Origin of the sequence: Mycolicibacterium psychrotolerans (assembly GCF_010729305.1) — a bacterium.
Taxonomy (GTDB): Bacteria; Actinomycetota; Actinomycetes; order Mycobacteriales; family Mycobacteriaceae; genus Mycobacterium; species Mycobacterium psychrotolerans.
On sequence record NZ_AP022574.1, the window covers coordinates 2,727,436 to 2,750,661 of the forward strand.

Consider the following 23,226-nt stretch of genomic DNA (forward strand, 5'->3'; position numbering starts at 1 on the left):
CGCCGGAGCTAGGCCGCCCTCGCGGAGTATCCGAACGAGACAATTGGTGCACCATGCGGGTTTGCTTCGTGTCACGAACGCAGCCGGATTCTCGCAACCTGGAGTCGAACATGACTGGGTCTTCGGCATCGCCGCTGATTGTTCCGTAGTCCAGCGCACCACAGGCGAGCCGGTGGTCATAACGGTGCACCGTCTTGAGGCCATCGGGGTCGGTCTGGCGTGGTCAGCCTGGCTGCGTGAGAGGGGGGCGCAGCAGGCTGTGGGCCGCTACCAGCGGACGGACTTCAGCGCGTTAGACAACCGCCCAACTTGCAGATCGGCGCTAAGGACGCGGACCACCTCGATCATTGTCGGAAGGGGTGACCCTCGGCCCTTGATCAGAGGGCGCAAGCCACTATGAGGCCACAATCCTGCCGTTTCAGGCTGATGCCGTCGGCGCTTTCGCTGTCGGTCGGGAGTCAACGGAACGCTTGTGATTATCGGGAAGGGACAGGCATGAAACTGGAATCAATCCCTCGCATCGGCGCGCAGCAACCAGTGGGCTACGTAACGGAGGGAACTGTGGAGGCCCATAACCTCGTCGCGACGGACGAGGAATTCGTGGCCGCCGCCGAAGCGTTAGAGAACGCCACGGAGATCGGAGCGCTGTGTCAGCAGACCTTCAACCTTGGAGTGCTCATACGCCGCCAAGCAACGCCAAACGTCGCTCTACTTTCATTCAGCGAGCGCGTGCAGCGGTTTGACGAGGACGTGCAGCGTGTGACCCACGAAGCAGTCCAGGCACTCACCGCCGAAGCAGACCGCATCGCCAACCCAGACCAAGGAGTGTTGAATGAAGCGGTCAACCGACAGCTCGGATTCCTCTCAGAGGCGATCGACCGCGCCTTCGACGAGAACGACAAAAAGAGTGCGCTGCACCGAGTGGAGCAAGCGGTTCGTAAGGCGGCAACCGAGGCTAACGAACAAGCAAGCCGATCTCTGCGAGATCTCCTATCGGTGAGCACGGGACGCGGACCCCTTGCCGAACTTCGCGAGACGATGGTCCGTGAAGTCTCAGCCCCATTCGCCGGCCTGAGCGACTCCCTGAAGGAAGTCGAGAAGCTACTTGCTGCCGAAATTGCCAGGCGTGACGAACACCAGAGGGGCACTCAGCAGGGAATCGAATTCGAAGAGGCTGTCGCCGAAGAACTCGGCAAACTCTGCCAAATCACAGACGACATCCTCATCCATACCGGCAATGAGCCAGCTGCGGGCGGAAATAAAGTCGGCGATTACGTCATCGAGATCCACACCAACCGTGGCGCACAGGTCAAGATGGTTTTCGAGTGCAAGAAGCGTTCAACACCTCTGTCGGTCGCCAAAATGCGTGATGAACTCAGCACGGCGGCGAAGAACCGCGACACCGCCGTTGCTGTGATGGTCTTGTCGGGCGACGGTAGCGCGACACATCACATGCCCTTGCTGAAGCTGGCTGAACATCGTTACGTCGTCGTGTACGACGACTTGACCCGTGACGCGATGGCCTTGCGTCTTGCATTTCAGCAGGCGCGGTCGGATGCTTTGGCCACACTTGTCACGACCGGGGATGGTGAGGGCATCGACCTCGACGCACTTGTAGCGAAACTTGCTGAGGCCCGGTCGCTTCTTAGCCATCTAAAGCAAATCCAGTCCGGAGTTAGGGCAGGAGCGAAGGCCCTCTCGGCTATTCAGGACAACGCGGTAACTATGCAAACGAAACTGCTTGGATGCATGGATGATTGCGACCAGCTAGTCAAGTTGACGTAGGTCCGTAACCTCAATTCCAGTCATTGGCCATGGCCGAAGTCTGCCGCAAGCGCGAGATCCTACGGACAGTCGCGGACATCACCGTGAAGCCGCCGGGTACCGCAAGCGCGGCGAGCCGATGGACTCGTACGCGATAGAGGTCCGTTTGGATGTTGGGCCGCCAGGATCGTCGCCAGTCGGCGGCGTGAATTAGTGAGTAGGAGTAGGAGTGGAGAGAACGATGGCAACCATGATCGCGCTGTGGAATCCCGACGAATGGCCCGACGGGGTGGCCGAACACCACTTTGGATTGCTAGCTGAGCGTGGATTCGGCTTGTCCATCGTCGGTCCCTGGTCGACGGGATCGCGCAAGTACGACATCGGGTACGGCGACACGGTATACATGCTCATGGTTGGCGACCGTGGTCGCGGGGTGATTCGCAGCGGGATCGCGTTGGAAGGCATCAGTCAAGACGGCGACTGGCGTGGCGGCGACAGGGAAGCGAACTACATCAAGCGGGTTGAGTGGCGACACTTCGTACCTGTCGAGGATGCGTTGCCCACAGAAACCCTGAAGGATCAGATACCCGAAGTAAACTGGGACCGCATGCAGGCGAGCGGAGTTGTCATCGACGAGCCTGCCGCCCAAACGCTCGACGACCTCTGGCTGGCGCACATTGGACAGGCATAACCACCTAGACCCGGAATGCACGGTCGTCAGATCAAACCCAGCTCGCTGAGACGTTCGGTACTCGCGGCCCGCGCCGCGTCGTCGCGTTGGCGCGACTCTAGAGCGGCGTGCTTGTCGAGCGCCACAGCGGCGTTAAGGATGCAGTTCTTGCCGTCCGCCGCATCGGCGTCGATGACCCTTATTGACCCGAACGAAGCTGTGGTTCATGTTCTCAGTGTCTGTCGAGACTGAACCTGATTGATGACGGGTTCTACGCAGGTCAAAGGGGGAGGGTCGGGGAGTGGCCTGACAGTGACATTTGGTGCTGCGTGTTGTGTCCCACCTACGTTGGCCGGCATCGAACTGTACGGGTGGGCCTGTGGGCTGACGGGGGTTCGTCCGAAGGAGTTCAATTCCAAGAGTGAGCTGACAGCCTTGGTTGTTGACGTGCCCCGGCCCAAGGTGATGCTGCCGAATCTGCTGAAGCCGGGCGAGGGCGAGAGCGATGAGTCAAAGTTGCAATAAGGGTGCAACCTGATACTGAAGCGTAAAAGGTGGGAGGGCGTAAACGCCCTCCCACCTCATCGGGTGGCTGACGGGACTCGAACCCGCGACAGCCAGGATCACAACCTGGTGCTCTACCAACTGAACTACAGCCACCATTGCCGCTCACGCGGCGTCGTCGATACTAGCCGGTGGACCCCTTGTCGACCGAATCAGTTTCCGAATCGGCAGTGGCCGTCGGGCCCAGCCCGGCCGCGATCGCCGCGATGTCGCTGGTCGACGGCCCGGGCGGGGCCACGAACGCCGTCTGCCGGTAGTAGCGCAGCTCGCGGATCGACTCGTGGATGTCGGCCAGCGCGCGGTGGGCGAGGCCCTTCTCCGGCTGGCCGAAGTAGATGCGGGGATACCACCGGCGGCACAGTTCCTTGATGGAGCTGACGTCGATCATCCGGTAGTGCAGATAGTCGTCGAGCTTGGGCATGTCGCGGGCCAGGAAGCCGCGGTCGGTGGCGATCGAGTTGCCGGCCAGGGGAGCGGTCTTGGCCTGTCGGACGTGGTCGCGGATGTAGTCCAGCGCCATCGTCTCGGCGGTGGCCAGGTCGATCGTCGACGCCCGCACCTCCTCGATCAGGCCGGACTTGGTGTGCATCTGCGTGACGACGTCGACCATCGACGTCAGCGCGTCTTCCTCGGCGTGGATCACCACGTCGATTCCGTCGCCGAGGACGTTGAGCTCGGAGTCGGTCACCAGGACCGCGATCTCGATGAGCCGATCGGACTTGAGGTCCAGGCCGGTCATCTCGCAGTCGATCCACACAAGTTCGTCACGCACAGCGCTCAACAGTAATTCCCCAGCTGGATTCTGGTCGCGTACACCCGCCGGAAGGCGGTCCAGCCGCATAGGGTGCGACCCATGACCATGGAGTCGACGAGTAGTCCGGCTCAGCAGATCGCGGCCGGCTACACCGCCGACGGTGTGGCGCTCGAACTCGGCACGGTCGTCGTCGACGGCGTCTGCGACCCCGGTGCCCGCATCCGCATCCCGCTCGCGACGGTGAACCGGCACGGGCTGGTGGCGGGTGCGACCGGCACCGGCAAGACCAAGTCGCTGCAGGTGCTTGCCGAGCAGCTCTCCGCGGCCGGTGTTCCGGTGCTGATGGCCGACGTCAAAGGTGATCTGTCCGGTCTGTCGCGGCCCGGCGTCGCCGACGACAAGGTCACCCAGCGCGTCGCCGACACCGGTGATACGTGGACGCCCACGTCGTTCCCGGTCGAGTTCCTGTCGCTGGGCACGTCGGGTAAGGGAGTCCCGGTCCGCGCCACCGTCACCAGCTTCGGACCGATCCTCCTCGCAAAAGTTTTGGGGCTCAACCAGACCCAGGAGTCGACCCTCGGACTGATCTTCCACTGGGCGGACCAGCAGGGTCTGCCGCTGCTCGACATCAAGGATCTTCGGTCGGTCATCCAGTACCTGACCAGTGACGACGGCAAACCTGAACTCAAGGCCCTCGGTGCGGTATCGACGACGACGGCCGGGGTGATCCTGCGCGCGCTGGTCAACCTCGAAGCCGAGGGCGCCGACACGTTCTTCGGTGAACCCGAACTCGAGCCCGCAGACCTCCTGCGCGTCGACGCGTCGGGGCGCGGCGTCATCTCGCTGCTGGAGCTGGGCGCCCAGGCGGCCAGGCCGGTGATGTTCTCCACTTTCCTGATGTGGGTGCTCGCCGACCTGTTCACCACGCTGCCCGAGGTCGGCGACGTCGACAAACCCAAGCTGGTGTTCTTCTTCGACGAAGCCCACTTGCTGTTCACCGATGCCTCCAAGGCGTTCCTGGCCCAGGTCGAGCAGACCGTCAAGCTGATCCGGTCCAAGGGCGTCGGCGTGTTCTTCTGCACCCAACAGCCGACCGACATCCCCAAGGACGTGCTCAGTCAGCTCGGGGCCCGCATCCAGCACGCCCTGCGCGCCTTCACCCCGGACGACCAGAAGGCTCTGACCAGAACGGTGCGCACCTATCCGAGGACCGACGTCTACGACCTCGAGTCCGCGCTCACGTCGCTGGGCATCGGAGAGGCCATAGTCACCGTGCTCTCGGAAAAGGGCGTGCCGACTCCGGTGGCGTGGACGCGGATGCGCGCGCCGCGATCTCTGATGGACACCATCGGGGCCGATGCCATCGCCGCGGCCGCCGCGTCGAGCCCGCTGCAGGTCGAGTACGGCCAGACCATTGATCGTGAGTCGGCTTACGAACGCCTGGCGGCCAGGCTGGCGCCCCCGCCGCCGGTTGCCGAACAGCCTCCGGCACAGGAGATTTCGCTGCCGCCACCATTGGACCTGCCGCCGATGCCCGCGCCGGCGCAGCCGCGGGAGCCCGGCTTTCTGGACACGGTGATGGACAGCCCCGCCTTCAAGAGCGCCATGCGGTCGGCGGGCACGGTGATCGGGCGCGAGATCACCCGCAGCATCTTCGGCACCGGCCGCCGCAGGCGTCGCCGCTGACCTTCGCCGAAACTGTATTCCGCGTGTGGTTTTCGCGGATTCTCGCGCGGGGAATACAGTTTCGGCGGGGGAGAGGCTTATTCGCCGCCGAGCTTCTTGTAGACCGCGCCGACGATCGGTGCGACGATCGCCCGCGGAGCGTAGCCACTGGCCGCCGACATCGCCTTGGACGTGACGCCCGGGACGACACGCATCTTGTTGCGCTCCAAGCCGTCCAGCGACACCTTGGCGGTGTACTCGGTGTCGATCCACAGGAAGTCGGGAATCAACCGCTCGACCAGCGACTGCTCCTCGGGGTTCGGCAGTTCGGTACGCACCGGACCGGGTGCCAGCACCGTGACGTGCACACCCGCCGACTTCACCTCGCCTCGCAACGATTCGCTGAAGGTGTTCGCGAACGCCTTGGTGGCCGCGTAGGTGGCGTTGTTCGGAATGGGGGAGTTGCCCGCCGCCGACCCGGAGATCAGGATGCCGCCGGCGCGCCGGGCCACCATGCCGGGCAGCACCGCAAGCACCAGGTCGTGCACACCGAGGACGTTGAGCTGGACCTGCTTCTTCTCGTCTGCCGGGTCGAGCGTCACCACGGGCCCGAACGTCGCGGTCCCGGCGTTCGCGCACAGGATCGAGATCTCGCGGCCGGCGAGTTCGTCGCACAACCGTGTCCGGGCGTCGGGGTCGGCGAGGTCGACGGCGCGGACCTCCACCGTGACGCCGTAGGTGGCGCGCAGCCGCTCGGCGAGCGCGTTGAGCACGTCTTCGCGTCGCGCGGTGATGATCAGGTGGTGGCCGCGGGCGGCGAGTTCGACGGCGAGCGCCTCACCGATGTTCTGGGACGCGCCGGTGACGACGGCGCGGGCGTCCGCGCTGGGACCGGGTACGGGCATGGGCCGGACTATATCGTGGGCGTCCATGAGCGAGTCGCCTCCGGTCCGGCCCTCCGTCGCCGGCCCCCGGAGGTCTCGGGTGGCGGCCTGGGCGCTGTGGGACTTCGGCGCCACCGCGGTCAACGCGACCGCCGTCACGTTCGTCTTCTCGGTGTACCTGACCGGCGCTGTCGGCGACGACCTGCCCGGTGACGCCAGCCCGACCAGCTATCTGGGCCGGGCACTCGCCCTGGCCGGGCTGGTCGTCGCGCTGTTCGCGCCCGTCACCGGGGTGTGGGTGGACGCCCCGGGGCGGCGGCGCCGAGCGCTGGCCGTACTCACCGGTGCCATGGTGCTGCTGACCGCGTCGATGAGCCTGATCCGCGACGACCACCGCTATCTGCTCCCGGGCCTGATCCTGCTCGCGGGCACGGCGGCGTGCAGCGAGCTCGCGACGGTGCCCTACAACGCGATGCTGCGCGATCTGTCGACTCCGCAGACCTCGGGCCGGGTCTCCGGAATGGGTTTGGGCGCAGGCTATGTCGGCAGCGTGCTGGCCCTGATCGTGGTGTACGTCGGCTTCGTCTCCGGCACCGCGGACACCCGCGGCCTGCTGAACCTGCCCGCCGCCGACGGGCAGAACGTGCGCGCGGCCATGCTCCTGGTGGCCGGGTGGTTCGCGCTCTTCGCGCTCCCGCTCCTGGTCTCGGGTCCCGCGGGCGCCCCGGCCGGCGAGGCGCGGATCGGGATCATCGGCGCCTATCGACGCATCTGGCGGGAGGTCCGTGAGGAATGGCGCCGGGACCGCAACGTCATCTACTACCTCGGGGCCAGCGCGGTGTTCCGCGACGGGCTCACCGGGATCTTCACGTTCGGTGCGGTGCTGGGTGTGCAGGTCTACGGCATCTCCGCGGCCGACGTGCTGCTGTTCGGCATCGCCGCATGCGTGGTCGCGGCGGCCGGGTCCGTGGTCGGTGGCCACGCCGACGACCGGATCGGCGCCAAGAAGGTCATCGTCGGCTCGCTGGTGGCGATGATCGCGGTCGGCGTGACGCTGATGGCGTCGTCGGGGGCGACGGCGTTCTGGATTCTCGGGCTGCTGCTGTGCCTGTTCATCGGATCGACGATGTCCTCGGCGCGCACGCTGATGATGCGGATGACCGCGCACGGCAAGGAGGGGGTCACCTTCGGTCTGTACGCGACCGCCGGTCGCGCGGCGACCTTCCTTGCGCCGTGGCTGTTCTCGGTGTTCATCGACGTCTTCGAAAGCGACAGGGCCGGGCTGGCCGGGCTGCTCGTCGTGCTGGTGCTCGGGCTGGCCGCGGTGGCTCGGGTGCGGGTTCCCGACACCCGGACGCCCACCTAGCCGGCGGCGGCGCAGATCGTCAGTCCGGCGCCGCTGCGCTCCTGCACCCGCACCCCGTTGACGGTGATCGAACACGTCACCTCGCGGCCGACGTTGATGATGCTGACGCTGGCCGATCCCTGGCCCGGCTGGGGCAGCGACACCTCGCGACTCCAAGGCAGCATCACGTTGAACTCGGTCTGCAGAAGCCCGCCGGTGTCGACATAGGTGATGTTGATGACGCGGCCGGTGCCTGCGACGTCGTAGACGACGGTGTCGGTGGCGCCGGGGGTGCTGGTGCGCCCGGGCGGCGTGGTGGTCGGCGAGGTGGGCAGAGTGGGCAACGGCAGCACCGGGGTCCGCGGGGTCCGCGAGGTGGTGGTCGGTGCGGGCCGCGACGACGTCGCGGTCGGCTCGGGCAGTGTCGGGGCCGGCGCCATCACGGTCTGCTGCCGGGAGCTGTTGACGATCACCAGCGCGATCACGAGGCCGATGATCGCCAGGACCGCCACTCCGGCGACGACCCAGAGCCACCGCGGGGGCTTCGGGTCCTCCGGCGGCGGGGGCGGTTCAGCGCCGTAGGGGTTGGTGTACTGCGGCGGGTACTGGCCGGTGGCGTAGGGGTCGTACCCGTAGGACTGATACGACGGCAGGTGCTCGGTCGGCCGGGGCCCAGGCGGAGGCTGATAGGGCGGTCCGTAGGGTGCCTGGCTCGCGTACGCCGGGTCGGAATAGCCCGGATAGCCGGCGTAGCCGCCACCGAAGGCCTGCGTCGGTTCGTCGCGACGTCCGCCAGGTGAATCCGTCATACCCACCTCATGGCTGCAGGGTACCTGTGCGGCCGCTCAGGGGGTCCGCGGCAGCCGGGAGCGCATCAAGCGGGCGGAGCGTGTGAGAATCGAGCACCGTGGCACAGCAGGTTCGTCGGGTCTACGGGGCGTCGATGTCGCCCGACGCCACCGCGTTCGCCCATCTGGTCGACGACGGCGGGTATCCGCGCGCGGTGCAGCGGTTCCTCCGCGGCTGGCGGGCCACCTCCTCGCGTGACGTCGAGCTGCCCGTCGAGGGACCGGTGACGCGGGTGCTGCATTCCGCCGACGGTCACTGGTTGGCGTGCCAGGTGGCGCCCGAGGGCGGTTCCCGTAGCCAGATCTGGGTCGTGACAACCGATCCCGACGACCGGCTGGCGCGCCGCATCGACCATTGGCCCTCGGGGGTCGAGGGCACAGCGGAGCTCATCAGCTGGGACGGCACCCTCGTCGCGGCGATCCTGACCGGGGAGGACAACGTCGGGAGTTCGTGCCTGATCGATCCCGCCGACGGCACGACGACCGTGCTGGACCGCCGGTCCGCCGGCAGGTTGGTGGACGCGTGGTGTGGTGCGTCGCTGGTGCGTGTCGGGCCTCGTGGGTACCGCGATCTGATCATGCTGCGCGGGCTCACCGAGACCGGGCTGCTGCCCTTCGACCCCGGCTCGACGACCGACACCGGGGTCATCCTCGATGACCACGGTCCTCGCCGGTTGCGGTACGGCCCGGAGGGTGAGCAGACCAAGCTCTACCTCCCGGCGCGCGACTACGACGTCAACAGCACCGAGGGCTATGTGCGGGCGCTGATCCGCAGCGAGAACGGAGCCGAGCACGCCCGGCTGCTCGAGGTGACCGTCACCGCCGACGGTGTGTCGTATCACGTGCTCGCCGAGCGGGAGGGGTGCGAGCTCGACGAGTTCACCGTCAGTGACGACCTGTCCACGGTGGCGATCTTGTGGAACCTGCACGGCGCCAGCGAATTACAGATCCTCGAATATGCCGACAACACGCTGCTCGAGCCGATTCCGTTGCCCGGCATGGTAGCCAGCGAGCTGTCGATCAGCGCGGGCGGGTCGATGGTGGCGCTGACGGTGGAGGGTCCGTCCAATCCGCCGACCGTGGAACTGGTCGACCCTCGCAGCCGCGAATGGGAACCGGTCGATCGCGAGCCGAGCAGCGGACCTCTTTCGGCGGAGCCCACGTTGGAGACCGTCGTCGCTCGCGATGGTCTGTCCTTCACCGGCTGGCTGTTCCAGCCGCCGGAGGGTGTGCCGACCGTCGGCGCGATGCTGTTCCTGCACGGCGGGCCCGAGGGCCAGGGCAGGCCGGGGTACAACGAGTTCTTCCCCGGCCTGCTGGAGGCCGGCATCTGTGTGTTCCTGCCCAACGTGCGCGGCTCGGGCGGCTTCGGGCGGTCGTTCATGCACGCCGACGACCGCGAGCGGCGCTTCGCCGCGATCGACGACGTCGCCGACGCGGTCCGCTTCCTCGTCGACAACGGCCACGCCCCCCGGGACTGCGTCGCCTGCTGCGGCTGGTCCTACGGCGGCTACCTGACCCAGGCCGCACTGGCCTTTCACCCGGACGAATTCGCCGCCGGCATCAGTATCTGCGGAATGAGCGACCTCAACACGTGGTACCGCACCACAGAACAGTGGATCGCCGCGGCGGCCTACCCGAAATACGGTCACCCGGTCAGCGATCGCGATCTGCTCGAGGAGCTGTCGCCGCTGCCGCGCGCCGCGGCGATCACCGCTCCGCTGCTGCTGGTGCACGGCCTCAACGACACCAACGTGCCGCCGACCGAGTCGCAGCAAATGTACGACGCACTCGTCGAGCGGGGCAGCCGAGCCGAGTTGTTGCTCTTCGACGACGACGGACATGAGATCGACAAGCGCGAAAACCGTGCTGTACTGCTGAAAGCCATGACCTCGTGGCTTTGCGCGGCGTTCGCCGACTGACAAGATCAGATTTCAGGTTTATCGAAATTGTCTGCCGGGTAAACCCTGCTGCGCGCCACCGTAGGCGCGATTACGGAGGAGGCACGGCATGCGGGGAATTCTCGGCGTCATTGTGCTCGTCTGGTTGTTGATCGGCGTGTTCGCCGCGTATCAGCGTGACTACTTCAAGGGCGGCGACGCCAACTGCGCCACCGCCGGAAGCATCGCGCTGACGGTCGTGGCGGGTCCGCTGAATTACGCGGGAGTCAATCCGAAAGTCGCGGATTGCGAAGTCCCGCAGGTCCCACAACCCAGTCAGTAATCCACTGACTGGCTGATTCAAGGAATGGAGTGGCCATGATCGTCCTCGGTGCGATCCTGCTGATCCTGGGTCTGATAATCAAAATGTCGATCCTCACCTACATCGGTGTCGTGCTGCTCGTCATCGGCGCGGTGTTCTGGATTCTCGGACGGGTCGGCCGTCCGGTCGGCGGCAGGAAAGCCTGGTACTAGCTCGTCAACGCACTTCGGATTCGGCCGAGGTCAGCGCAGCGACCGTCATCGCTCTCAGGACGGTCCGCAAGCCGGCCTCGGCCGTTTTCGTGCTGCCGGGCTTCACGCTGTGTGACGTCGAATTCAGCAGGCCGAAGGTGGCATGCGCCATCACCCTGGCCGCCGTCTCGGAAAGATCGCCGCGGCAGCGTCGCAGCACGTCGACCCAGATCTCCACGTACTGTCGTTGAGCGCGCCGCACCTGCCGTTTCGCCGCCGGCGGCAGATTGCCCAGGTCTCGATCCTGGATGCGGATCAGATCCGATTCACCGAGCGCGAAATCGAGGTGGAAGTCGATCAGCGCCTCGAGCGCGGCGCCGGCATCGTCGGTGGACTCGACCACCTCGCTCGCACCGTGCAGCAGGCGGGTGCTTATCCCCACAAGTAGCTCGGTGAGCAGCGCCTCCTTGTTGGGGAAATGCCGGTAGATGGCCGGGCCGCTCACTCCTGCCGCCGCGCCGATGTCCTCCAGGCGGACTGCCAGATATCCGTGCTGGGCGATCAGATGCTCGGCGGCCGCGATCAGCTGACTGCGGCGATCGGACTTGGCCCGGCTGCGGCGGGACCCGGCGTCCGTGGCGGTCATGGCGCCCCCTCCGAGTCGATGGTGGACAACGCGAGTTAATCGTGACTAACATACCACCAGTTAGTCTTCATTAACTGGACTGAGGCGGATCCCACCATGGCAGCGCGCACCTCACATCGCGACGACCACGTCGCGCTGGTCGAACAGTTGCGCGCCAAGCTCGCCACCGCCGCACTCGGCGGCCCGCCACGTGCACGCGAACGCCATGTCGGCAGAGGCAAATTGCTGCCGCGCGAGCGCGTCGACGGTCTCCTCGATCCCGGGAGCCCGTTCCTGGAGATCGCGGCGCTCGCCGCCGACGGCATGTACGACGACGAGTGTCCCGGCGCGGGCATGATCGCCGGAATCGGCCGGGTGTCCGGCCGTGAATGCATGATCGTGGCCAACGACGCCACCGTGAAGGGCGGCACCTACTACCCGGTGACCGTCAAGAAGCATCTGCGCGCCCAGGAGATCGCGTCGGAGAACCGGCTGCCATGCGTCTACCTCGTCGACTCCGGGGGCGCGTTCCTGCCCCGTCAGGACGAGGTGTTCCCCGACCGCGAGCACTTCGGCCGCATCTTCTACAACCAGGCGACCATGAGCGCCAAGGGAATTCCGCAGATCGCCGCGGTCCTGGGCTCGTGCACCGCGGGCGGTGCCTACGTCCCGGCGATGAGCGACGAGGCCGTCATCGTCCGCAACCAGGGCACCATCTTCCTCGGCGGCCCGCCGCTGGTGAAGGCGGCCACCGGCGAGGTCGTGACCGCCGAGGAGCTCGGAGGAGGGGATCTGCACTCCAAGGTCTCCGGCGTCACCGATCACCTCGCCCACGATGACCGGGACGCGCTGCGCATCGTGCGGCGCATCGTCGGCACGCTGGCGCCCAAGGCCGACACTCCCTGGGAGGTGGCCCCGACGGTGGAACCGGTCGCCGACCAGGCTGAACTCTACGACGTCGTGCCGGTCGACCCCCGGGTGCCCTACGACGTGCACGAGGTGATCAGCCGCATCGTCGACGGCGGCGAGTTCGCCGAGTTCAAGGCGTCTTACGGCACCACACTGGTCACCGGCTTCGCGCGTATCCACGGCCATCCCGTCGGCATCGTCGCCAACAACGGTGTGCTGTTCGGCGAATCGGCGGTCAAGGGCGCGCATTTCATCGAGTTGTGCGACAAGCGCCTCATCCCACTGTTGTTCCTGCAGAACATCTCCGGCTTCATGGTGGGCCGCGACTACGAGGCAGGCGGCATCGCCAAGCACGGCGCCAAGATGGTGACCGCGGTGGCCTGCGCACGGGTCCCCAAACTCACCGTGGTGATCGGCGGTTCCTACGGGGCAGGCAACTACTCGATGTGCGGGCGCGCGTATTCGCCCCGCTTCCTGTGGATGTGGCCGAATGCCAGGATCTCGGTGATGGGCGGGGAGCAGGCCGCCTCGGTCCTGGCCACGGTTCGCGGCGACATGACCGCCGAGGAGGAAGAAGCGTTCAAAGCGCCGATCCGTGCCCAGTACGACAGCCAGGGCAACCCCTACTATTCCACCGCGCGGCTGTGGGACGACGGTGTCATCGATCCCGTCGACACCAGGACCGTTGTGGGACTGGCCCTTTCGGTGGTGGGTCAAGCGCCGCTCGACCCGGTCTCCTACGGCGTCTTCAGGATGTGACGATGAGCTTCGATACCGTTCTGGTCGCCAACCGCGGAGAGATCGCGGTCCGCGTCATTCGCACGCTGCGCGCCATGGGGATTCGTTCGGTCGCGGTCTACAGCGACGCTGACGCGGGTGCCCGCCATGTCGTCGAGGCCGACGTCGCCGTGCGACTCGGGCCTGCCCCGGCCCGGGACAGCTACCTGTCGACCGACGCGCTGCTGGCCGCGATCGACCGCACCGGTGCGCAGGCGGTGCATCCCGGCTACGGATTCCTCTCGGAGAACGCACGATTCGCCGAGGCGCTGCGCGCGGCGGGGGTCACCTTCATCGGTCCGCCGGTGGCGGCCATTCGCACCATGGGCGACAAGATCTCGGCCAAGGCGGCGGTGTCGGCCTTCGGGGTGCCCGTCGTCCCCGGCATCTCGCGGCCCGGGCTGACTGACGACGACCTCATCGCCGGAGCGCCCGAGGTGGGCTTCCCGGTGCTGGTGAAGCCGTCCGCCGGCGGTGGCGGCAAGGGCATGCGGGTGGTGCACGACGCGAGCGAGTTGCCCGCCGCGCTCGCCAGTGCTCGACGTGAGGCGGCGTCGGCATTCGGGGACGACACGCTGTTCCTCGAGCGCTTCGTCCTCAACCCGCGCCACATCGAGGTTCAGGTGCTCGCCGACTCCCACGGCGCCGTCGTGCATCTCGGCGAGCGCGAGTGCAGCCTGCAGCGCCGCCACCAGAAGGTCATCGAGGAAGCACCCTCGCCGCTCCTCGACACCGCGACCCGGGCCCGCATCGGCGCGGCGGCCTGCGACACCGCGCGCAGCGTGGACTACACCGGCGCCGGCACGGTCGAGTTCATCGTCTCGGCCGACCGGCCCGACGAGTTCTTCTTCATGGAGATGAACACCCGCCTGCAGGTCGAGCATCCGGTCACCGAGATGGTCACCGGTTGCGATCTGGTCGAGCTGCAGGTCCGGATCGCCGCGGCGGAGAAGCTGCCCCTCGGCCAGGAGGACATCCGGATGGACGGGCACGCCGTGGAGGCGCGGATCTACGCCGAGGATCCGGCCCGCGGCTTCCTGCCCACCGGAGGCACCGTGTTGGCGCTGCGCGAACCCGGCGGCCCCGGGGTGCGGGTGGACTCCGGACTGGTCCGCGGAACGGTCGTCGGCAGCGACTACGACCCGATGCTCGCGAAGGTCATCGCCCACGCCGAGGACCGGTCGACCGCGCTACGTGCGCTCGACACCGCACTGGCCGGCACCGTCGTCCTCGGGTTGACCACCAACGTCGAGTTCCTGCGATTCCTGCTGGCCGACGCCGACGTGGCAGCCGGCCGGCTCGACACCGGCCTGCTGGACCGCCGCACCCCGGATTTCACCCCGGCGCCGGCGTGCGAGGACGACTTGATCGCTGTGGCGGCCTATCGGTGGCTGACCGGCTGGCCCGCGCATCCGGTCAGCCCGTGGGAGGTGCCGTCGGGCTGGCGCATCGCCGGGCGCGCGCCGATACCGATCCGTCTGCGGGCGGGGGAGCGTATCGATCACGTGTGGCTGACCGGCACGCCGCAGGCGGCGACAGCGACGGTCGAGCACGGCGAATCCCGCGCGCTCACAGCCTCGTTGGCCGGTGATCGGCTCGACGTGGCGATCGACGGCCTGCGCACGAGCTACCTCGTCGCCGAGACCGACGGGCAGATATGGCTGGCCGCCGCGGGCCGCGTCACGGTCGTCGACGAGGTGCGCGAGGCGCCGGTGCGTCCCGACGACGAACACAGCGGTGACGCCGAGCTGACCAGCCCGATGCCGGGCGCGGTCGTCGCCGTCGGTGTCACCGACGGCGCGACGGTGGCGGCCGGCACCGTCGTCGTCACCGTCGAAGCGATGAAGATGGAGCACGCGCTCGCGGCACCCGTCGACGGGGTGGTCGAAATCCTCGTCGGCGCGGGCGAACAGGTGAAGGTGGGCCAGGTGCTGGCCCGGATCACGACGGCAACCAAGGAGCCACAGCAATGACCGACTTCCTCTCCACCGGCACGCTGCCCGACCACTACGAGCAGCTGGCCAAGACGGTCCGCGATTTCGCGCAGGGCGTGGTCGCCCCCGTGGCGGCCAAACACGACGAGGAGCACTCGTTCCCGTACGAGGTGGTCGCGGGCATGGCCGACATGGGCCTGTTCGGGCTGCCGTTCCCGGAGGAGTACGGCGGCATGGGCGGCGACTACTTCGCGCTCTGCCTGGCCCTCGAGGAACTCGGCAAGGTCGATCAGAGCGTCGCGATCACGCTGGAGGCGGGCGTATCGCTGGGTGCGATGCCGGTCTACCGGTTCGGCACCGATGAGCAGAAGCAGGAGTGGCTGCCGCTGCTGGCCTCCGGCAAGGCGCTCGGTGCGTTCGGTCTGACCGAGGCCGGCGGCGGCAGCGACGCCGGCGCCACGAAGACGACCGCGAGATCGGATGGCTCAACTTGGATCATCAATGGCAGCAAGCAGTTCATCACCAACTCCGGCACCGACATCACCAAGCTGGTGACCGTCACGGCGGTCACCGGGGAACAAGACGGCAAGAAGGAGATCTCGTCGATCCTGGTGCCCGTCCCCACACCGGGTTTCACGGCCGAGCCCGCCTACAACAAGGTCGGCTGGAACGCCTCGGACACCCATCCGCTGAGTTTCGACGACGTGCGGGTGCCGCAGGAGAATCTGCTCGGTGAGCGTGGCCGCGGCTACGCGAATTTCCTGCGGATCCTCGACGAGGGTCGCATCGCGATCGCGGCGCTCTCGGTGGGGGCCGCGCAGGGCTGCGTGGACGAGAGCGTGAAGTACTCCAAGGAGCGCCACGCGTTCGGGCGATCGATCGGCACCAACCAGGCCATCGCGTTCAAGATCGCCCGGATGGAGACACGCGCGCACACGGCGCGGGCGGCGTACTACGACGCGGCCGCACTGATGTTGTCGGGCAAGCCGTTCAAGAAGGCGGCCGCGGTGGCCAAGCTGGTGGCCAGTGAGGCGGCGATGGACAACGCCCGCGACGCCACCCAGATCTTCGGTGGCTACGGCTTCATGAACGAATACCCGGTGGCGCGGCACTACCGCGACAGCAAGATTCTCGAAATCGGCGAGGGCACGACCGAAGTGCAGCTGATGCTGATCGGCCGGGAGCTGGGCCTGTGAGCGACCGCAGGATCGTGGTGCAGCGCGGGCTGTGGTTCGAGGAGTTCGAGACGGGGGTCCTCTACCAGCACCGTCCGGGTCGCACGATCACCGAGGCCGACAACGTCCTGTTCACCACGCTGACCATGAACACCCAGGCGCTGCACCTGGACGCTGCGTTCTCCGACGCGCTGCCGCCGTTCCATCAGCGGCTGGTGAACTCGATGTTCACGCTGTCGACGCTGGTGGGTCTGTCCGTGGCGCAACTGACGCAGGGCACGATCGTCGGCAACCTGGGCTTCGGCGAGGTCGCCTTCCCCAAGCCGCTGTTCCACGGTGACACCCTGTACGCCGAAACCGAGGTCACCGACAAGCGGGAGTCGAAGAGCCGCCCCGGCGAGGGCATCGTGACGTTCAGCCATGTCGGCCGCAACCAGCACGGCGACGTCGTCGCGACGGCATCGCGAAAGACGATGGTGCGCAAGCGACCCGACGGGCAGATCTAGATGCTGGGAGCCAACGGACCCGGGTGGCTGTTCTGCCCGGCGGACCGGCCGGAGCGGTTCGAAAAGGCCGCGGCCGCAGCCGATGTCGTGATCCTCGATCTCGAGGACGGGGTGGCGGCGAAGGACCGCGAGGCCGCCCGACAAGCGCTTATCGGCACGCCGCTGGACCCGGCGCGCACGGTCGTACGGGTCAACCCGGCCGGCACGCCGGATCACGGGAAAGACCTCGAGGCGCTCGCGTCGACCGGCTACACCACCGTGATGCTGGCCAAGACCGAGACCGCCGAACAGGTGGCCTCGCTGGCGCCCCGCGACGTGATCGTGCTCGTCGAGACCCCACTCGGCGCGCTGGCCGTCACCGAGACCGCCAGGGTCGACAACGCCTACGCCGTAATGTGGGGCGCCGAGGACCTGTTCGCGGTGACCGGCGGAACCGCGAACAGGTGGCCGGACGGCACCTATCGCGACGTCGCGCAGCACGTCCGGTCGCAGAGCTTGCTGGCCGCGAAGGCCTACGGCCGGCTCGCGCTGGACTCGGTGTACCTCGACATCGAGAACCTCGACGGGCTGCGCGCCGAGAGCGACGACGCGGTCGCGGTCGGTTTCGACGCCAAGGTCGCCATCCACCCGACGCAGGTGGCGGTGATCCGCGCGGCCTACACGCCGACCGAGGAACAGGTCGACTGGGCGCGCCGCGTCCTCGACACGGCGCGCACACAACGGGGCGTCTTCCAGTTCGGCGGCATAATGGTGGATGCCCCAGTACTGCGGCGGGCGGAGCGCATCGTCGCGTTGGCGCCACACCCCGGCAGCTGACGGACAGACCTCCCACCAGAGGTCAGCACCGACCGCCTCCGTGCTGAGCACCTCAGTCGACTGACGGCGCGATCCGCCGCCAGTGACCCTAGGAGGCGGTATGGCCGGTGTTCGTGAGCCGATTGCGCTCGTCGCGCCCGACGGCGCGCCGACGGCGGAAACCCGATACCGAAGACATCTGCCCCCGGAGACCTTGGCCTGGCTCTACGAGTCGATGGCCGTCACCCGCGAACTCGACACCGAATTCGTCAACCTGCAGCGCCAGGGCGAGTTGGCGCTCTACGCCTCGTGCCGCGGGCAGGAGGCGGCCCAGGTGGGTGCGACGGCATGTCTGCGCAAGACCGACTGGCTGTTCCCGCAGTACCGTGAACTCGGGGCGTTTCTGGTCCGGGGCATCTCCGCGCCGCAGGTCGGCGCGTTGTGGCGGGGGACATGGCATGGAGGCCTGGGCTTCACCGACAAGTGCTGCGCGCCGATCTCCATCCCGATCGGCACCCAGGGCCTGCACGCCGTCGGTGCGGCGATGGCGGCGCAGCGGCTCGGCGAGGACAGCGTGACCGTCGCCTTCCTCGGCGACGGCGCCACCAGCGAGGGCGACGTGCACGAAGCGCTCAACCTGGCGGCGGTGTACCGGGCGCCCTGCGTGTTCTTCGTACAGAACAATCAGTGGGCGATCTCGGTGCCGGTGCATCGCCAGATGGCCGCGCCGTCGATCGCCCAGCGCGCCGACGGCTACGGCATGCCGGGCGTGCGTGTCGACGGCAACGACGTGCTCGCATGCTTCGCCGTGGCGGCCGAGGCGGCCGCCCGTGCCCGTGCCGGTGAGGGACCGACCCTGATCGAGGCGGTCACCTACCGGATGGGTCCGCACACCACGTCCGACGATCCGACCCGCTACCGCGAGGCCGACGAGGTCGAACTCTGGCGGTCCCGCGATCCGCTCGCGCGGTACCGGACGTACCTCGAGCGGGAAGGGGTGTGGACACAGCGGCTGGAGGATCGCGTCGCCCACCGGGCGCACCGGCTGCGCAGCGAGCTGCGCGACGCCGTGCTCACCGAGCCCGACGTCGACGTGGCGGAGGTGTTCGACAACGTCTATCACCGCATCACCCCGGACCTGGCCCGCCAACGCGACCAGGTGACCGCCGAACTGGCGAAGGAGTCGTGAGATGACCCAACTCATCGAGAGGCCGTTCGGGTTCGACGACGACGTTCCCGATCCGCCGCCGGTCACGGGGTCCACCGAGCCGCCTGTGTTGTCTGAGCTCTCCATGGCCCAGGCGATCAACCGGGCACTGTCCGATTCGATGGCCGCCGACGAGCGGGTGCTGGTGTTCGGCGAGGACGTCGCCACGCTGGGTGGTGTCTTCCGCGTCACCGAGGGACTGGCCGAACGCCACGGCGAGCAAAGGTGTTTCGACACTCCGCTGGCCGAGTCCGCGATCATCGGGATCGCGATCGGGATGGCGATCCGCGGCTTCGTGCCCGTGCCCGAGATCCAGTTCGACGGATTCGCCGCGCCCGCGTTCGACCAGATCGTCAGCCACCTGGCCAAGTACCGGATGCGCACCCGCGGCGACGTGGCCATGCCGGTGACGATCCGGATTCCGTCGTTCGGTGGAATCGGTGCGGTGGAGCACCATTCGGAGTCGACGGAGACGTACTGGCTGCACACCGCGGGGCTCAAGGTGGTGGTTCCCTCGACACCGTCGGACGCCTACTGGCTGCTGCGGTACGCGATCGCCGAACGCGACCCGGTGATCTTCTTGGAACCCAAACGCCGTTACTGGGCCAAGGAGGTCGTCGACACCCGCAATCCGGCCGAACCGATCGGGCGCGCCGCCGTTCGCCGCACCGGCGAGGACGTCACCGTCATCACGTATGGCTCCCTGGTCACCACGGCGCTCAACGCGGCCGAATCCTGTTCGGCCAGACTCGAAGTCGTCGACCTGCGCACGCTGAACCCGCTCGACTTCGACACCGTCGCGGCGTCGGTGCGTAAGACGGGCCGGGCGGTCGTGATGCACGAGGGTTCGCGCACACTGGGTTTCGGTGCCGAGCTGGCGGCCCGCATCCAGGAGGAGTGCTTCTACGATCTGGAGGCGCCGGTGCTGCGGGCCACCGGGTTCGACACGCCGTATCCGCCGGCCAGGCTCGAAAGGTTGTGGCTGCCCGGCGTCGACCGGCTCCTCGACTGCGTCGACGACGCGATGAGCCGGCCATGAGCGCGCTGCGGGACTTCCTGGTGCCCGACCTCGGTGAGGGGCTCGAGGATGCGACGATCACCGGCTGGGCGGTGGCCGTCGGCGACGAGGTGGCGCTGAACCAGACGCTGTGCACCGTGGAGACGAACAAGGCGGAGGTGGAGATTCCCAGTCCGTACGCCGGGCGGATCGCCGAACTCGGTGGCGCCGAAGGACAGACGCTACCGGTCGGGTCGGTGCTGGTGCGCATCGAGACGGCCGCCGCGGAGCAGGTGCCGCAGCGTAAGCCCGTGCTGGTCGGCTACGGCACCGACGATGCGCTGGACGGCAGTCGCCGCCGGGCCCGCGCCAAACCGCCGGTGCGCAAACTGGCCGCCGACCTCGACGTCGAGCTCGGCCGCGTGAACGGGTCAGGACCCGACGGCATCGTGACCCGCGCCGACGTGCTGGCCGCCGCCGATCCGGCGCCGGACGCACCCGTGACCGGCGTGCGCTTGGCGATGGCACGGCGAATGGCACTGTCGCGCAGAGAAATTCCCGACGCGAACGCATCGGTCGACGTCGACGGCACCGAACTGCTGCGGCTCCGGGAACACTGCACCTCCGTCGGCGCGGCGTCGGTGACGCCGTTCGTGCTGCTGCTCAGGATGGTGGTCGCCGCGTTGCGCAGGCATCCGGAGCTGAACGCGACGTGGCTCGACACCGTCGACGGTCCGCGGGTGCACAGTCATTCGGCGATCCACCTGGGCGTCGGGGTGGCAGCGCCGCGCGGGCTGCTGGTCCCGGTGGTGATGGACGCGCAGGACCGGACCACCCGCGGGCTCGGCGACGAGGTCGCGCGACTGGTCGCCGCCGCCCGCGAGGGCACGCTGACACCGGCGCAGATGCAGGGCTCGACGTTCACCGTCTCCAACTTCGGGGCGCTGGGACTCGACGACGGGGTGCCGGTGATCAATCATCCGGAGGCCGCGATTCTCGGGGTGGGTGCGCTCAAGCCCCGCGCCGTGGTGGTCGACGGCGAAGTGGTGGCGCGGCCGACGATGCGAGTGACGTGCGCGTTCGATCACCGGGTGGCCGACGGGGCGCAGGTCGGCGCCTTCCTCACCGAGCTCCGCGCGCTGGTCGAGGCGCCTCAGACGGCGCTACTCGACCTCTGACATTCCCCGGGTCGCTTCGCTCCTGCCCGCCGTAAAGCTCACCTCCGCTTGGCGGCGGCCAGCCGTTCGGCGAACTCGGGCGATTCGATCGATCGCGCCTGCGGGCCGATCTCGACGTCGACGGCCATGTGGTGCTGATGCATGTCGCTGATGCCGGGGTTGAAGGTGGCGCGCATCGACGCCTTGGTCGCCACGACGACGTCCCGCGGCGCCGACGCCGGGCCGGCCGCCAGCTCGCGTGCGGCGGCCACCGGGTCGTCGGCGATGTCGAGGGCCAGGCCGTGCCGGACAGCTGCCTCGGCGTCGAAGCGCATCCCGAACAGCAGCGCGGCCCGGGCGGCCTGCGGCCCGATCGCACGCTGCAGCATGAACGTCGCACCACCGCCGGGGTGGATGCCCAGCTTCTGAAAGCGGGGATCGAACAGCGCCGACGGGCCGGCGATGCGCACATCGGCCGCGAGGGCGAGATTCAGGCCGGCGCCCACCGCGGGCCCGTTCACCGCGGCGATGGTCGGAAGACTGCACTCCGCGACGGCGAGGAAGCCGTCGTAGATGACCCGCAGCCCGTCCTCGGTCGCCTTGCCGAGCGCGGTGAGGTCGGCGCCGGCGCAGAACGCCTTGCCTGCGCCGGTCACGATCACCGCGTGCACGCCCTCGTCCGCCTCGGCGGCTTCGACGGCGGCGCGCAGGGCCGCCGAGCTGTCGGCGGTGACCGCGTTGCGGCGGTCGGGGTCGTTGACGGTGATGAGCATGACGCGGTCGACGACCTGCGTCAGTACGAGATCGGACATCCGCTCAGCGTAGCTACAGGGGGCGCAGCAGTGCCGCGGCCCTCACCTCGTCGCCGACTGTCAGCGCGATCTGCACGGCGTCACCGCGGTGGGTCCAGCCGAGGACGACGTCCTCGCCGTACTTGATCGGCTTGCGGTATTCGATCACCGCCCGGTAGGGCGGCGTGCACGCCTCGGGGACGACGGCCATCACCTCGTGGATCGCGTGCCAGTAGGCGGTGTTGGTGACGTGTTCGAACAGGTCGATGTCGGTGCGGCGCAACGCGAATGGTGCCGTGTTCTCGGTGGTGTCCGGGTTCTGCAGCCACGGTCGCCATTTGAGGCGGTGCTCGGTGGTGGTGGTGCCGAACCGGGCCAGCAGGCTGTCGGTGGCCCGCTGCGGGGTCAGGGTCTTGGCGTTCATCGCGATCCAGAAGCCCTCGGTCTCGATGCGGCCGCCGTCGCTGCCGACGAGGTCCACCCGCATGGTGCACCAGCGCAGGGACAGCGCAGAGCACCACCTGCTGAAGGTCACCTCGTTGGGGAACCCGATCGGTTCGATGACGTCGACGACAGTGCGTTGCACCAGCCAGTGGGGGTGCTCCTCGGCCTCGCCGGCGTCGACGAGGTTCTCCGCGCCGACCTCCTGGATGTAGCGGGCGACGCCGTCCAGGCGCAGGTTGAGGTCGCCACCGACATCGCCCGTCGCCACCGGCCACGAGGTCCGGTACACGTATCCGGTCTCAGGAAGCGGGCTCAGGCGATGGTCGACGTCATGGGTGCTCATCGCGGGACAGCCTACGGTCCACGGCCCAGCAGGCCCCGCTACGCCGGACGCAGCACGGCGACGAGGAAGTCCGAGTCCTCTCGGAATGGTCGCAGATCCCAGGTCGACAGGAGCAGATCAGGCGCGAAGCCGGCCTCGGTCGCGTGGTCGAGGAACTCGCCGAAGTCGTAGTCGCGACCCGAGCCGAAGCCGATGACCGTGCGGCCGTCGGCGGCGAGATGCGAGCGCAACCTGCTCAGAACCGCAACGCGGGTGCTCGGCGCGAGAAACGTCATGACGTTGCCCGCCGAGACGATGACGTCGAAGGGTTCGGTGATACCGGAGCCGGACAGATCGAGTTCGGCGAGGTCGCCGACGATCCACCGTGGGCCGGGATGATCCTGTTCGGCGGCCGCGATGAGCACCGGGTCGACGTCGACACCGACGACGTCGTGGCCGACGCCCGCCAAGTATCCGCCGACCCGGCCGGGCCCGCACCCCGCATCGAGGATGCGGGCGCCGCGGGGGGCGATGGCATCGATGAGGCGGGCCTCACCGTCCAGGTCGTCACCCGAGCGTGCCATGGTCCGGAAGCGTTCGATGTACCAGCGCGAGTGCTCCGGGTCCGCCTCGACCTGCTTCATCCACAAGCTCTGCTCGACCATGCCGACATTGTCTCTTGCCGGTGAGCGGGCCGGCG

At 67.9% G+C, this 23,226-nt stretch carries 22 protein-coding genes and 1 tRNA gene; 15 read left to right on the plus strand and 8 right to left on the minus strand.

What is annotated here, in order from left to right; genetic code table 11:
* Positions 1-495: 495 nt before the first annotated feature.
* Positions 496-1,785 carry a hypothetical protein gene (locus G6N45_RS13490; protein ID WP_163722779.1) on the plus strand — a complete coding sequence of 430 codons (1,290 nt, stop codon included), beginning with the start codon at positions 496-498 and terminating at the stop codon, positions 1,783-1,785.
* Between the two features lie 220 nt (positions 1,786-2,005).
* Positions 2,006-2,455 carry a hypothetical protein gene (locus tag G6N45_RS13495; protein ID WP_163722780.1) on the plus strand — a complete coding sequence of 150 codons (450 nt, stop codon included), beginning with the start codon at positions 2,006-2,008 and terminating at the stop codon, positions 2,453-2,455.
* A gap of 566 nt (positions 2,456-3,021) precedes the next feature.
* Here G6N45_RS13495 and G6N45_RS13500 read toward each other — a convergent pair.
* Together G6N45_RS13500 and orn are read right to left on the minus strand one after the other, a co-directional pair.
* Positions 3,022-3,094 (minus strand) — tRNA-His (locus G6N45_RS13500).
* 28 nt (positions 3,095-3,122) lie between these two features.
* On the minus strand, positions 3,123-3,770 hold the full coding sequence (orn, locus tag G6N45_RS13505) for an oligoribonuclease (RefSeq protein ID WP_163722781.1): 648 nt from the start codon (positions 3,768-3,770) through the stop codon (positions 3,123-3,125).
* A gap of 81 nt (positions 3,771-3,851) precedes the next feature.
* Here orn and G6N45_RS13510 point away from each other — a divergent pair, with 81 nt between their 5' ends.
* Positions 3,852-5,438 (plus strand): helicase HerA-like domain-containing protein, encoded by a 1,587-nt coding sequence (locus G6N45_RS13510; RefSeq protein ID WP_163722782.1) that lies wholly within the window; start codon positions 3,852-3,854, stop codon positions 5,436-5,438.
* Positions 5,439-5,515: 77 nt separating this feature from the next.
* Here G6N45_RS13510 and cmrA read toward each other — a convergent pair whose 3' ends face one another.
* On the minus strand, positions 5,516-6,322 hold the full coding sequence (cmrA, locus tag G6N45_RS13515; protein WP_163722783.1) for a mycolate reductase: 807 nt from the start codon (positions 6,320-6,322) through the stop codon (positions 5,516-5,518).
* A 25-nt stretch (positions 6,323-6,347) separates the two neighbouring features.
* Between cmrA and G6N45_RS13520 the strand changes: the two genes are divergently transcribed.
* Positions 6,348-7,667: an MFS transporter gene (locus G6N45_RS13520; protein WP_163722784.1), complete on the plus strand. Its 1,320-nt coding sequence runs from the start codon at positions 6,348-6,350 to the stop codon at positions 7,665-7,667.
* Here the strand turns inward: G6N45_RS13520 and G6N45_RS13525 are convergent.
* Positions 7,664-8,455 carry an MmpS family transport accessory protein gene (locus tag G6N45_RS13525; protein WP_163722785.1) on the minus strand — a complete coding sequence of 264 codons (792 nt, stop codon included), beginning with the start codon at positions 8,453-8,455 and terminating at the stop codon, positions 7,664-7,666. The genes G6N45_RS13520 and G6N45_RS13525 overlap by 4 nt on opposite strands.
* 134 nt (positions 8,456-8,589) lie before the next feature.
* On the opposite strand from G6N45_RS13525, the gene G6N45_RS13530 reads away from it, so the two are divergent.
* The 3 genes from G6N45_RS13530 to G6N45_RS27710 all read left to right on the plus strand — a co-directional run bounded on the left by G6N45_RS13530 (position 8,590) and on the right by G6N45_RS27710 (position 10,908).
* On the plus strand, positions 8,590-10,416 hold the full coding sequence (locus G6N45_RS13530) for a S9 family peptidase (RefSeq protein WP_163728396.1): 1,827 nt from the start codon (positions 8,590-8,592) through the stop codon (positions 10,414-10,416).
* Positions 10,417-10,504: 88 nt separating this feature from the next.
* On the plus strand, positions 10,505-10,717 hold the full coding sequence (locus tag G6N45_RS13535; RefSeq protein WP_163722786.1) for a hypothetical protein: 213 nt from the start codon (positions 10,505-10,507) through the stop codon (positions 10,715-10,717).
* Between the two features lie 35 nt (positions 10,718-10,752).
* Positions 10,753-10,908: a DUF6131 family protein gene (locus G6N45_RS27710; protein ID WP_170312447.1), complete on the plus strand. Its 156-nt coding sequence runs from the start codon at positions 10,753-10,755 to the stop codon at positions 10,906-10,908.
* A 4-nt stretch (positions 10,909-10,912) separates the two neighbouring features.
* On the opposite strand, the gene G6N45_RS13540 is transcribed toward G6N45_RS27710, so the two are convergent.
* Positions 10,913-11,533 carry an SACE_7040 family transcriptional regulator gene (locus G6N45_RS13540; RefSeq protein WP_163722787.1) on the minus strand — a complete coding sequence of 207 codons (621 nt, stop codon included), beginning with the start codon at positions 11,531-11,533 and terminating at the stop codon, positions 10,913-10,915.
* Between the two features lie 96 nt (positions 11,534-11,629).
* Here G6N45_RS13540 and G6N45_RS13545 point away from each other — a divergent pair, with 96 nt between their 5' ends.
* The 8 genes from G6N45_RS13545 (at position 11,630) to G6N45_RS13580 (ending at position 20,990) form a co-directional block, all read left to right on the plus strand.
* Positions 11,630-13,180, plus strand: a complete 1,551-nt coding sequence (locus tag G6N45_RS13545; RefSeq protein WP_163722788.1) for a carboxyl transferase domain-containing protein — start codon at positions 11,630-11,632, stop codon at positions 13,178-13,180.
* Between the two features lie 2 nt (positions 13,181-13,182).
* Positions 13,183-15,171 carry an acetyl/propionyl/methylcrotonyl-CoA carboxylase subunit alpha gene (locus tag G6N45_RS13550; protein WP_163722789.1) on the plus strand — a complete coding sequence of 663 codons (1,989 nt, stop codon included), beginning with the start codon at positions 13,183-13,185 and terminating at the stop codon, positions 15,169-15,171.
* Entirely contained in the window at positions 15,168-16,328 is a 1,161-nt protein-coding gene (locus G6N45_RS13555) for an acyl-CoA dehydrogenase family protein (RefSeq protein WP_163722790.1), read from the plus strand. The genes G6N45_RS13550 and G6N45_RS13555 overlap by 4 nt, the downstream gene beginning before the upstream one ends.
* The gene (locus tag G6N45_RS13560; protein ID WP_163722791.1) at positions 16,325-16,813 is read left to right on the plus strand and encodes a MaoC family dehydratase; all 489 of its coding nucleotides are present in this window, start codon (positions 16,325-16,327) and stop codon (positions 16,811-16,813) included. The genes G6N45_RS13555 and G6N45_RS13560 overlap by 4 nt, the downstream gene beginning before the upstream one ends.
* Positions 16,814-17,629 (plus strand): HpcH/HpaI aldolase/citrate lyase family protein, encoded by an 816-nt coding sequence (locus tag G6N45_RS13565; RefSeq protein WP_163722792.1) that lies wholly within the window; start codon positions 16,814-16,816, stop codon positions 17,627-17,629.
* 100 nt (positions 17,630-17,729) lie between these two features.
* On the plus strand, positions 17,730-18,797 hold the full coding sequence (pdhA, locus tag G6N45_RS13570; RefSeq protein ID WP_163722793.1) for a pyruvate dehydrogenase (acetyl-transferring) E1 component subunit alpha: 1,068 nt from the start codon (positions 17,730-17,732) through the stop codon (positions 18,795-18,797).
* Position 18,798: 1 nt separating this feature from the next.
* Entirely contained in the window at positions 18,799-19,854 is a 1,056-nt protein-coding gene (locus G6N45_RS13575) for an alpha-ketoacid dehydrogenase subunit beta (protein WP_163722794.1), read from the plus strand.
* On the plus strand, positions 19,851-20,990 hold the full coding sequence (locus G6N45_RS13580) for a dihydrolipoamide acetyltransferase family protein (RefSeq protein ID WP_163722795.1): 1,140 nt from the start codon (positions 19,851-19,853) through the stop codon (positions 20,988-20,990). The genes G6N45_RS13575 and G6N45_RS13580 overlap by 4 nt, the downstream gene beginning before the upstream one ends.
* 38 nt (positions 20,991-21,028) lie before the next feature.
* Here G6N45_RS13580 and G6N45_RS13585 read toward each other — a convergent pair whose 3' ends face one another.
* From G6N45_RS13585 to G6N45_RS13595, 3 genes are read right to left on the minus strand one after another with little or no spacing between them, the layout of a single operon-like run.
* Positions 21,029-21,781, minus strand: coding sequence for an enoyl-CoA hydratase (locus G6N45_RS13585; protein ID WP_163722796.1), 753 nt, complete (start codon positions 21,779-21,781; stop codon positions 21,029-21,031).
* 13 nt (positions 21,782-21,794) lie between these two features.
* Positions 21,795-22,547, minus strand: coding sequence for an acyl-[acyl-carrier-protein] thioesterase (locus G6N45_RS13590; protein ID WP_163722797.1), 753 nt, complete (start codon positions 22,545-22,547; stop codon positions 21,795-21,797).
* A 38-nt stretch (positions 22,548-22,585) separates the two neighbouring features.
* Positions 22,586-23,191 carry a class I SAM-dependent methyltransferase gene (locus tag G6N45_RS13595; RefSeq protein ID WP_163722798.1) on the minus strand — a complete coding sequence of 202 codons (606 nt, stop codon included), beginning with the start codon at positions 23,189-23,191 and terminating at the stop codon, positions 22,586-22,588.
* Positions 23,192-23,226 lie beyond the last annotated feature (35 nt).